General features: G+C 43.6%; 12 protein-coding genes and 1 pseudogene. All 13 read right to left on the reverse strand.

Translation table 11 applies throughout. From position 1 onward, the window contains the following. Window positions 1-426 (reverse strand): annotated as a pseudogene (locus CXF78_RS04970) (hypothetical protein); the annotation flags it as partial. A gap of 1 nt (window position 427) precedes the next feature. Beyond that, window positions 428-961: an ExbD/TolR family protein gene (locus CXF78_RS04975; protein WP_102036153.1), complete on the reverse strand. Its 534-nt coding sequence runs from the start codon at window positions 959-961 to the stop codon at window positions 428-430. Next, a complete protein-coding gene (locus CXF78_RS04980; RefSeq protein WP_102036161.1) occupies window positions 958-1,524 on the reverse strand; it encodes a biopolymer transporter ExbD in 567 nt (188 codons plus the stop codon). The genes CXF78_RS04975 and CXF78_RS04980 overlap by 4 nt, the downstream gene beginning before the upstream one ends. 5 nt (window positions 1,525-1,529) lie before the next feature. After that, entirely contained in the window at window positions 1,530-2,183 is a 654-nt protein-coding gene (locus tag CXF78_RS04985) for a MotA/TolQ/ExbB proton channel family protein (protein WP_102036154.1), read from the reverse strand. A 132-nt stretch (window positions 2,184-2,315) separates the two neighbouring features. Beyond that, window positions 2,316-2,669: a hypothetical protein gene (locus CXF78_RS04990; protein WP_102036155.1), complete on the reverse strand. Its 354-nt coding sequence runs from the start codon at window positions 2,667-2,669 to the stop codon at window positions 2,316-2,318. A gap of 1 nt (window position 2,670) precedes the next feature. After that, the gene (locus CXF78_RS04995; RefSeq protein WP_102036156.1) at window positions 2,671-3,462 is read right to left on the reverse strand and encodes a tetratricopeptide repeat protein; all 792 of its coding nucleotides are present in this window, start codon (window positions 3,460-3,462) and stop codon (window positions 2,671-2,673) included. After that, window positions 3,449-6,499, reverse strand: coding sequence for a tetratricopeptide repeat protein (locus tag CXF78_RS05000; protein WP_102036157.1), 3,051 nt, complete (start codon window positions 6,497-6,499; stop codon window positions 3,449-3,451). Before CXF78_RS05000 ends, CXF78_RS04995 begins: the two co-directional genes overlap by 14 nt. Then, window positions 6,499-8,619, reverse strand: coding sequence for a tetratricopeptide repeat protein (locus tag CXF78_RS05005; RefSeq protein WP_145991372.1), 2,121 nt, complete (start codon window positions 8,617-8,619; stop codon window positions 6,499-6,501). The genes CXF78_RS05000 and CXF78_RS05005 overlap by 1 nt, the downstream gene beginning before the upstream one ends. Before the next feature lie 117 nt (window positions 8,620-8,736). Continuing rightward, entirely contained in the window at window positions 8,737-9,297 is a 561-nt protein-coding gene (locus tag CXF78_RS05010) for an AraC family transcriptional regulator (RefSeq protein WP_102036159.1), read from the reverse strand. Window positions 9,298-9,351: 54 nt separating this feature from the next. After that, the gene (locus tag CXF78_RS05015; RefSeq protein ID WP_257984848.1) at window positions 9,352-10,506 is read right to left on the reverse strand and encodes a DUF3570 domain-containing protein; all 1,155 of its coding nucleotides are present in this window, start codon (window positions 10,504-10,506) and stop codon (window positions 9,352-9,354) included. Next, entirely contained in the window at window positions 10,493-10,753 is a 261-nt protein-coding gene (locus tag CXF78_RS05020; RefSeq protein WP_011636707.1) for a DUF4266 domain-containing protein, read from the reverse strand. The genes CXF78_RS05015 and CXF78_RS05020 overlap by 14 nt, the downstream gene beginning before the upstream one ends. Window positions 10,754-10,757: 4 nt before the next feature. Beyond that, window positions 10,758-11,261, reverse strand: a complete 504-nt coding sequence (locus CXF78_RS05025) for a TlpA family protein disulfide reductase (protein WP_011636708.1) — start codon at window positions 11,259-11,261, stop codon at window positions 10,758-10,760. Window positions 11,262-11,338: 77 nt separating this feature from the next. Next, on the reverse strand, window positions 11,339-11,743 hold a 405-nt coding region (locus tag CXF78_RS05030; protein ID WP_145991373.1), incomplete at its 5' end, for an outer membrane beta-barrel domain-containing protein.

Consider the following 11,743-nt stretch of genomic DNA (forward strand, 5'->3'; position numbering starts at 1 on the left):
TGCCGCTAAGCCTGGTGTGCTGGCTTTCTCTTTTGCAGCGTCACGTGTTACTGGTTGAACAACTTGAGGTTTTACAGCTTGTTCAACAGGTTTTTCGGGTGCCTTTTCTTCTGGTGGTGCAGGCTCAGGCTCTAGTTTTGGCAGCGGTTCTGGCTCGGGCGGTTTCACCTCTGGTTTGACAGGTGGCGGTAGCTGCTTTTCTTGCAAGATGATTTTGGCTAATTGTGGCGGTACTTGCTCTTTCACTTCGCGCGGCAATTCAACTTGTTCAAGCATGGGCACTACGACCGCAAAGACGACATAAACTAACAGCAACAACCACAAAATCTGTTTAAACAGTTTGTCTTGTTTGCTGGGTTTAAATAAGTCGCCTAAATCATTAAAACTCTGATTGGCTTCATGATGGTGTAAGGTTGCTGTTGTCATATTAGCCCTCACCATTAGTTTGCTTTGCTTGTTGTTCAACCGCCAAGGAAATATCCCGGTAACCGGTCGCCGCGCAAGCAGTCATAATTTGCTTAAGCACCACATAAGGTGTTGATGCATCGCCAATAATAGTTACCGCACGACCATTCTGTAGCTCGGCTTCACTAAGCTCGGTGCGTTTACTGGCTTGATAGGTCAACTCTGTTGTTAACGTGCTAATAAACTCAGGGTTTTCTTGTTCAGTTAAGCCAAGGCCATCAGCGCTTTTTTGCCAAATAGGGCGCTCTTGCACTAATACCGTGTCCGTAAACACAGTAATAACCAGATTTTCAACTGGGAGCACATCTGCAACAGACACGGGCAAACTGATTTTTTCGATATTTTGCAATATGCGCACTTCAGACTGATTCACAATCAAGAAAAACACCAAAATGGTAAAAATATCCATTAACGCAACAAGGTTGAGCTTGCTACCGGCTTTTAAGCGTTTGTGATGTTTGGCTAATCTTCGGCTTCTTGCCGATTGCTTCATCATGGCTTAGCTCCTACTGGTTTTCCAATAGTGGCTTGTATCGGCTGAGCAGCATCGGCGTCATTAGTGGCCGGAGCATCACCTAATGAGATCATCGGAAACAGTTCCGCATCTACCAAATTGGCTGCCACTACCGCTTTAAATGATCGTACCGTGTCCATGGCGGACACGATGGTTTGATAGTCAACCGCAGGATCAAGTAACAATACGATGTCATTTTTTTCTATGCCTTGTTGCTGAAACGTCAGTTTCAAGTCTTGTAGATACACAGACAATGCGGCGAAATCATAACCTTTATCAGTCAGTTCAAACTGTTTAAGTGACATGCCTGCTGGGTAGTTTAGTGCTAAGCGCGCAGGGGTAATCACTAGTTCGAGTATTTTGGGCTCTTGAACATCTTGTGCTTGTTCTGCTTCTGACAATACTGGCAATTGCAGATTTAAAATACGCACTTGTGAGAACACCAAACTCAGCAGGAGTACTGGCACTAACACAATCATCAAATTCATGAATGAGGTGATATCCAGTTCTGCGTCTTGGGTATTAGGGCGACGACGGCGTCTCATACTCATTAGCCTCGGTTGTTATCCGTTTGCTTGTTAAATGACAATGAATTGAGCAGTTTAATGCCTGCCATTTCAATAGAGTCAACGATGGTTGCCGTTTTAGTTTGTAGGCTTGAGTGAAATAAAATCAGCGGAATGGCAGTGATCAAACCAAATGCGGTGGTGTTCATCGCAACCGAAATACTAGAAGACAATAAGTTGGCTTTTTCAGCTGGATCGGCGCTAGCCACTGCCGAGAATGCTGCGATTAAGCCCATAATGGTACCTAATAGACCCAATAAGGTGGCAATGTTAGCGAGCGTAGCAATAAAGGGGGTGCGTTTTTCAAGGCGTAACATGTATTCCATCACGGTTTCTTCCATGGCGTATTCCACGTCTTCACGACGACTTGCACTTGATATACGGGCAATACCTGACTGCAATACATCAAACACGGGGGCTTTATGGTTTTGTGCATGCTGACTAATGGTATTGATGTCACCTGTTTTTAAGGCATTTTTAATCAGTGCAAAAGCCTTCTGATTACTACGATGTGCTGAGCTTAAATATAACCAGCGTTCGATTGTAATGGCCAAACCGACCACTAACACTAAGGCGATAGGGTAGATAAATGGGCCGCCATTTTGTAAAAACGCAATGATATGGTCGGTAAAACTCATGTGATGTTCCTTCTCTTATTGTCGTATTGAACATTGGCGTTAATGGCTACAGGTGTTCAATTATTTTTGTTAGGTGTTACTTAGTTTTTGGGTAGCATGTTGCTTATTTAGAGTCATTATTTAATGATGCATTTATTGATCATTTTCTGGTTTGCCGTTGGCAAAATCTCTGACTTGTTGTCGAAATAATTTTGGATTGATTGGCCTAAATTCGGGTAGTGTGAGCCGCATGCCTTCGTTGTTAATGTCTATCGGATTATTGATCCCTTGCCACGGCATAATATAAAGCACTTTGGGTTGCTCTTGTGAGCCTGTCACTTGGCTTTGGATCACCACAGGTTTGTTGCTTGTGGGTTTCACCGCTTGTTGCTTTTCAGTGTCATCATTGGCAGTAGCCTGAGCTGAGACACTCAGTAAACTGACGGCTAAAAACAGCGGCAATGTGCCAAGACGACACCTTGCTTGAAACACCTTTTTCATGGTCATCTTAGCCTGCTCCATTAGCATTGTCGGGTAATGTTAACCCCGCGCGTTGAATTTTAATTTCCACGCCCGCTAGCCAACGTTTGGCTTGTTCATCATTTGACTGGTTAGCCAAATACGCTAGGTAGTATTGGCGGGCTTGCAACAACTTACCGCGATATAACTCTAGTAAGATCGCCAAATTTAATTGCGCTTGTGGGTATTGAGGCCACAGAGTTAGCGCTGTTAAGTAACCTTGCTCTGCCTGAGCATACTGGCCTTGTCGCCTTGCGATATTGGCTTTTATTTGATGCGCATATGGATTGTTATTATTAACCGCTATCGCTTGTGCAAGCAGTGCATCAGCTTGGGCTAATTGTTGCTGATTTATCGCGATGATGGCTTTATTGACATATGCGCCCGACAACTGAGGCTCTGCTGCAATTACTTTATCAAATAAACTATTGGCTGCTTGCCATTGCTGGTTTTTCATTTGGTCAATGGCTTGCTGATATTGACTCAATACCGTTGCAGGTACATCAGCTAAACGCTGTGATGCTTGTTCAAGATACACATTATGAGTATCTGTTGAGCCTGCACTGATACTGGTGCTGTTATTGGCTCGGTTAGTATCGAGGCTAACTAAGTCGACAATGCCCTTATTCATGCCATCTAGGCTTGGATCCTTAGCGGTTTGCTTATTCACATCAGTACTGCTTGGCGATGAACTACAACCGGGTAACAGCATGAGGCTTACTAGCGCGAAGAGTGCCACTTGCGCTGTCGATGAGGTAAATAATGATTTAATGAATAGCATCGATGACCTCATGAGTGAGTTCTTGTTTTTGATAAAGGGCAGGAGACATTTGTGCCAAGCGTTTAAAGCTTTGTTCTATCCATTGGTCAACAATATCATCCCATGCTCTTTGGGTATTACTGATGTGAATTTCAATGGCTTTCTCTTCAAATGGATAAGCCAGCTCTTCGAGTAAAATCTCGTACTCTTCCAAGGCTAATTCATCTAAATCGCCAGGGCGTTGTGAACTCATCATGTCGCTCGCAAGTTGGCGATATATTTCTGCAAGGTTGTATGTTGCATGGGGAACGTATTTGGCTAATTGAAAGTCGATCACTTGTTGATAATAACCAATGGCTTTTTTCATCGCATCTTGTTTGCGCTTCAAGCTTTTTTGCAAAGGTGCGTTGAGTTTAATTGCCGCAAAACTGCGTTGTTCTGCTTCACCCAAGGCAAACGCCGCGATAGAGGCAAGTTCAATTTGACGAACCTGAATGGCATTCGCATCTTGCTGCAATTGTTTGCGATCGAAGCTGAGTATTTGTCTAAACCAGTAATATTGCTTATTAGCTTCACCGCTTTGGCGGTAAAACTCACTCATTTTAAAGCGAACCTCTTGTGCTACATCAAACGGTTGTGGGTAGGTTTTAGCATAAGTTCTAAAGGTGCTGAGTGCGCTATTGTTATCGCCTGCTTTTAAATAATACTCCGCCGCAGTGTATTGAGCTTCACGCTTTAGTGGGCCGGGCTTTTCATTGGCGACAATGATCAAAAGCTGCTCGGCGGCTAAATCCCATTGGGCTAGTGCTTCATAGGATTGAGCTAATTTAGCTGGAATGACCGCGCTAAACTCATGGTTTGGGTAACGTTGCTGAAACGGTTTTAATACGTCGACCGCTTCTTGCCAGCGTTGTTGTTCAAGCAATAAGTTTGCTGCATCGAGTTCGGCATTAACCGCATATTTTGATTCGGGCACCGCTTGAGCAACGCGTAATAACTGGCTTACGGCTAATTCTGGCTCGGTTTGTTTAACGGCTTGCGCTTGGAAATAAATGCTTGAAGCCAACAGGTTGCGCATTTCTGACCACGAGTCAGTGCTCTTGTCTGTGTATTGCAGCGCTAAAATGTAACCCTCTTCTGCCTGCGCGTATTGCTCTTGCTGATACAAGCTATTGGCATAAAGCTGGCTAACAAACTGCACTTGCTTACGGGCGGCGTCTGACAACGGCGTTGCGGTTTGCACTGAGCTTGCCGCGTCATTGAGTGTGTTAATGCCGTGGGTTTGTAATACAAAATCAGTAAAATATTTAAGGTCTGTGTAGTGTTGAGCATCAAACGAATATTGGGCGGCGTTACTGGCGAGCTGTAAGGCTCGGTTGTCAGATGGGTACTGATTGATAAATTCTTTATCTAACTGATTACGTTGTGAAATGAGTGTGTTGTAATCATCAGTATTGCGTTGTTCATTTTGGTTTTGTTGGCTTTGTTCATATTGCGAAAGGATTTTACGTACCGTGACGGTTGTTGCGTAAGCCGATTGCTGTTGTATCTTGCGCAAGGCCGCAGACGTTGCTGTAGCGTCATAGGCAATGGCGTAATAACTGGCAAGGGCTTGCTGATATTGTTTTGCTTCAAAATTGGCGTCAGCAAACAAGTACTCGTCATTAAGAATATCTTTAGTGAGTAACTTGCTGGCTTGAGGTAATTTGGCCAATTGTAAATAGGTGTTTAATGCACTGGCAGCCTGTGCGAATGCGCTAACCCGTTGTGCGCCTTGTTGAGTTTGCGCATCGGCGTACAAACGACGGCTATGCTCGTCACTAAAGCTAAGCAGTTGTGGTAATAACTCTGCTTGCTGCGCTGTGTTGGCATTTACCCAAAATGTGCTGCTAAGACCATATTGATTAACATAGTCATTTTTGAGCTGATGCATTGCTGCAAATTTGCCTTGACGCTGATAAAGGTCGAGCAAATCTAGCGAATAGCGAGCTGCCCAGATATTGTCTGACGCCAAATCGATGTATGCCTGATAAGTTAGTTCTGCATCGTAGTCGAGTTTTTTGTCGAGTAAAAATTGGGCCAAATTGGCAAATAATACATGCTGATATAAGTTGATATTCGGCAAAGATTGATTGGCTTTAACTAAGGATACCAACGACTGAGATTGCAGTTGTTGGCTTAATGAAATGCTCAATACTCTTTGGGTATCAATCGCCAAATTTTGCGCGCGGCTGCCGAGCTTTTCAAAAGCAAAGTTGTCGGAGGTTAAGTTTGCAACATCACTATTACTTTGTTGGCTGGCCACTAATGCTTCAAATACTTGCAAGAATGCTTTGTCGGCATTGGCAAGTCGATTGAGTTTAAATTCAGACCAACCGAGCATATATAAACTGTTCAATTGGTATTTTTGATTATGTTGAGCGGTTAATACTTTCTTATACGACTGAATCGCTGCAGAGTAATTCTGTAAGTTGTAATAGATTTCACCGCGTCTAAAGTTAAGCTCGGCAAGATACATTGTCTGCGGATAGTGTCGCAGTAATGATTCAACTTCAGCCAAACTCGCATCCAACTTGCCCTGTAAATCGAGCGCTTTAGCTAATTGATATTGTATGTGTTCGTTTTCAGATCGCTGCGGATAACGCTGCAATAATTGTTGATATTCGTTAACTAATTTTTGCAGTGCCGCATCGTTTTGAGTCAACTGAGCTAGCACTTGACTGTCTGGTTGCGACTCATCATCGAGGTCTGCATAAGACTGGGCTTCAAATGATTCGGTATTGATTTGCGCTAAGCGATATTCAACGTGCGTCCGGATTTCAGGATCGGGCTCAAGTGTCAGCAATTGCTGATAAATATTAGCCAACTTGACACTGCGTTGAGTTTGGCTCATTTCAACACTCGCCACCGTTTCGCTGCTGCGTTTGTTGGCCAAATCGCCTAAGCTAGTGCGTTTGGCTTGTTGAGCGTACTCAGTTTGACCGCTGCTAAAACAACCTGATAATGCAATACCGCTCATTAAGATCAATGCGCGTGATAAATAAGCCGATGCTGACATTAGTGCGCTCCTTGTGCAGTCGGCTCACCTGCAGTGGAATCACTTTCAGTCGATTCATTTACCGCCGTTTCGTTTACTGAAAAGGGACTGATTGGCGCAGTGTCTGCACGTGACATTTGCTCTAATACATTGGCCATTTGATGGCGAGTGGTGAGTAGCAGCTGTTGTAACGTATATTGCTGTTGCTGGGTAAAAATGCTGATTTTTCCGCGAATATCTCGACCAGTTTTATCACGCAGTCCGGTAATATTAAGGTTCATGCTATCAATGTCGGTTTGTGTTTGCTGTTGACGTAATTCAAAGTCAGACAGCAAGCGTGTGTTGTTTGACAATGCACTAAATCGACTCGCTTGTAGTTTAAGCTGGTCAAGTTGCTTGGTTAATTCTTTAAGGCTTTGTTTGTGCTGCCAAAGTCGTTGGGGCAATGTTTGCTGCAACTGCCACTGTAATACCCTTTTAACCCTATCAAGTCTTTGTTGTGCATCGTCGGTATTACGTTGAGTTGCCAATTTAGTTAATGTAGCTTGGCTGGCATCAATGCGATTTAACCATTGCTGCTGGCTCTGGTCGGCAAAAACTTGTGGATTTTGTTCAGTTTCAGCTTGGTTAATAATTTTTTCAATACGCTGTTGTTGCTCGGTTAACGAATTAATCATCTCTGCATAGGCGAGTTTTTTTTGCTGTTCAATGACGTTGGCTTGGCGTTGGGTGTTGAGGGCTAAGGTGTCTTTTAACCATTCACTATTGATCTGTTGTTTTTGCACATTGTCGCGAAGTAAATCAAGGCTTAATAAGGTCTGATAATCAGTCGCTAATTGCGGGTCATTTAAGGCTTTTTTTAACCAAGGCGAATCAGTGTTAAAACGTTCAGTAAGAATAAGTGCTAACACGTCAGATTTAGGTGCTAATGATGGGGTTTGTTGATCAAGCGTCTTACTGGCAAAATCCGTAACATTGTTAATAGTGCTAAATGTCTCTGAGAACAGTCTAATATCAGCAATTTTTTGTAAATACACTTGTTCAGCTTGCTGATATAAGGTTAATCCTTGGGCTAAAGATTGCTGCTCACTCACTTGTTTCGCATTTAACAACGCGGCTTGCCAAGTTAAATTTGAATAGGGGTATTGCTGCTGCAATAGCGTGAACAATTTAAATGACATGTCATAGTGCTGTTGTTGCTGGGCCGAGTAGGCAAATAAAAACAAAGCGGATTCAGCGTAAGGGCTTTGCTCTGGAAAGTCGGCCAGTTCTTTATAGGCTAAATCGTATTGTTTATTGGCAACATACAACTGAGCTAACAGTAACTTTGCATAATCATTGACGGCTTGTTGTTGCAATAAGGCGTCTTTAACTTCTGGTAATAACTCGTCGTCATCGTCAAAAATATTGGGTTCTGCAAAAGGGTTAAACACTTGCTGCCAAAAATTAATCTTGGGTGGCTGCCATTGTTGGCTTTTAAGCTCGATCAATATAGGTTGTGCTGCACTGTATTGTTGCTGCTTCATATGCAACAACGCCTGGTTTAATGCGATGTAGGCGGCAGATGAACTTGCTGGTGGCTGGTCATCTTCTGATATTGATTGTTGCTGTACTTGCGCGGTTAACGGCGGCGCATCTGGCCAATAAGCTAATTGATTTAACACATGATATTGTTCGACATAATCGGGCTGTAATGTGGTAATTCTGCCTAGTGTGAGTTTGGCCGCATCAATATCGCCTTGTTCAATTTGCTGTTCGCTGAGTTGCAACAAAGCGATTAATAATAATTCAGTTGGCGATGTGACTGACTTCGTTTTGCTGCTATTGGTATTAGTACTGGTATTCGCTGTGGTTTTGGCCGTAGCATTCGCTTGCTGTTGTTCAAATTGCACCAAGGTTTGGGTGGCTTGATTGTGTAAGCCTATCGACACTTGAAGTCCGGCTTCGAACAATTGGCTTCGATCAGAATAGATGCCTTTGCGTTGGCGGTTGAGGCTGATTTGCCTTAATGCCGCGCCATAATCACCGGCAAAATAAAAGTACAATGATTGGCGGTAAAACTTATCTTCTAAGTCTGTTTTAGCTGCCGTTGTCTCCATTGAGTCCTTCACAGCATTTTCTGCCGCTTGAAGGTCAGCCATGTGCAAGAGAGCCAAGCAACTGCAAAACATGGCGGCACAGCCCAAACCTTGTGTGAGTCGGTTACTGATATGAGCTAGCTTAACGCTAAGTGATTGAGTATTAACAGCCATTGTTGTTTACAATACCCACTGTTCGACTTTGATATCAGCACGATAGCTTGATTCACTGTCTTCGACTTTGAGTTCTATCATTACCGTTTCATCGGTTTTATCAAAACTATGGCTAATGGCGCGTTGCACCGTGCGGCCTTCGGCATCGTTGCCGGTAAAAATTGCCGTTAGTTGGTGAGGACCCATTTTAAGATTACCCAAGTAAATACGTTGAATTCCACCTTGCTCTAGTGCTTTACGTTGACGCTCTGTATATAAAAAACCACTGACATTGTTGTCGTCAATTTTTAACTCTACACTGTCTAGCTTTAGAAAACGCCCCACATCAACCGATACAAACACTGCGATTTGGGTGCTGGCAGGAAACAACAAATCCTCTTCTAAAATAAATAAATCGCGATTGAGTTTTAGCACTTGGCTTTTAATGTCTTCAAGCTCGCTGGCTAATGCACCATTGCCTTGTTTGGTATCTTCAGCTTGAGCTGGTAATGCAAATAAACCAGCAATCAGTAACGTTGCTGCGAATAACCGCGTTAAAAAAGCACCCCATTTACGGTCGGTAGTCATAGTTATGGCCTTGGCAATTACGTTGTTAAAATTATCTGTAGTTAGTGCGAACAATTAAAAGTACACGCTGACAAAAGCACGGATGACATTGGCCGAAAACCCATAAAACGGTTCGTTGCCCACTCCGCCATCTGCGGTAGGGTCTCTAAAGTTATTGTATTGAAAGTCAATATAATCCCATTGCAGCGATGCTTCTGAACGCGTGTCGCCAAACGATACCGAGGCTGGTAATTGATAGGTAATGCCTATCCCGTAAGTGATGTCGCTAAAGTCACTGAGTTCTTTGTCGCGTGCAAGGTAGTTTTGCGCGTCGCGATAAGGAAACAAGTCACTGTAAAATTCAGCTTGAGTTTGCTGGTAATAACGCACTTTAAATTCTAATTCGAGACTGTCGCCCAGCGGATGTCGATATCCAAGTTCTACATCACTGGCGGTGATTTCCCAGCTGTCGTTAAAGTGGCGGTAATGAAAAAACAAGGCTGCGCGATAAGGTAAAAAGTAACTGGCCGATAATTTTGCTGCAAACGAGTTGCGAGTTTCTGGGTACACTTCTGCCTGATAAGCCACACCTGATGGAACGCTGTTGTCTACGTATCTCACTGTGCGGTATGGGTTATTTAAATAGCCGCTGTCTGCTATCGCTTCAACGTTAAAGCTTGCGGTAAGGTTGCGGGTTAACACTTGATTGATGCCGGCGCGAATCCGATATTGCTCGCTCTGCTCTTCAAACTGGTCGTCACCATTACGGCGAATCTCATTGTCGCCATAAGACAACCCCAGATTTAAATTGGTTAAATCACCAAAGGTGTCTTGTGAGACATTGATGCTAAATGATTGCGCTAAATAATCGTCTTCATCACTTTGACGCAGGTTAAATGACATCAAGGTTTTGTCATGCAGGTATTCAACACCAAATTGACCTTCGTTACGCTTTTCTGTGTACGCACTGGCTGTGCTGATAACATCTACCGATGCAGATGAAATACTGTCTAAATAATAATATGCGGTAAATGCGACCGATTCAGAGGTCTTTTTTCTGAGTAACACTGACGGACCATCAATGGTCATGCCGCCACCTTCGTAGCTGTGATACAACACATCAGCGCGATCAGGATCGAGCACCGCAGCTTGGGCAGACAAGCTCGTCATACTGACAAGCAGTACCGCCAATAACTTAACGCCTTTATTGATAAAATTAGTTACAACCACAACCACCACCTCCGGTTCCTTCTGCGCCACGGGCCGATTCACGACCTTCAAGTACATGAGCCATATGCATGCTGGCACTTGGATGACGATTTAAGCGCATGATGGGGTCGGCTAAGTTTTGACGCTCGTATGGTTTAACCCAAGGTTCAATGCCCATGCTCGTGCAGCCGCTCAAACTAATTAAGCTTAATAGCGCAATGCAATTAAGCGATAAAGCCGTGACGCGAGGAGATAAGGTGTTTGTCATCAATTTACTCCCTAATCAGCTGTTTGATGGCCGCAGCATACTTTTTATCAAAGCCGTCTTGATAGCCTTGAAATATAAAGCGCACATTACCATCGCGATCAATAATCACTGTGGTTGGCATGGCCTCAACTTGATAGGTCTTAGACAAAGAATTGGTTTGGTCGAAAAATATCGGGAAACGTAAATCAAGATCGGCTAGAAAGTCTTTGCCTGCTTGGTTTTCTTGTTCAACATTAATGCCCCAGACTTGAACACCGAGATCTTGATATTTGTCCTGTAATTTTTGCAAAACCGGCATTTCTTTACGGCATGGTCCACACCAAGATGCCCAAAAGTTGATCAAGATAATCTCGCCACGTTGCTCGGCTAAATTGAGGTTAGTCCCTTGCTGGTTTTTTAAGGTGAAGTCGGGTGCTGCTTGGCCAAGCGTGAGCGCCTGTACCTGCATCGACAACAATATTGCACCTAATGCAATAAGACATTTACCACTAAATCGACTGAACAACATTGTATTTCCTTATTGGTTTTTCACTTTTGCTACTCGAATATTCTATGGTCTCTTTTAACGACCGCTATCGAGGTAGATTAAAAATAGAACGACACACCCGTAGCAAAATTCAGGTTATGGGTTGTTTTAGACGCGCCAGTGACCTCGGTATTAAACAGGTAATCACTCATGCTTAAATCCCATGCTATCCAGTCGGTTAAAAATACTCGGTAGTTTGCTGTGAGGTTGACGGTAAATTGCTCATCACCGGCAAACTCGGTACTGCCGCCACCTAATTCGATTGAAAAGACACTGTTAAACACCGTGTCTTTGCTGAAAAAGATTTCACCAGGCAACAAGTTATAACCAATGTTTAAGCCGTAATAAGTTAACTCGCGCTCATCGTCAGTTAACAAAGGGGCTGCGTTAGACAGTTTTTCAAAACTGGTTTCACCTGCTTTGGCTTGGGCATAGCGAGCTTTGACGTAAAAGTGCTCGCTGAT

This window comes from Shewanella sp. 11B5, from assembly GCF_002836795.1.
Lineage (GTDB): Bacteria > Pseudomonadota > Gammaproteobacteria > Enterobacterales > Shewanellaceae > Shewanella > Shewanella frigidimarina.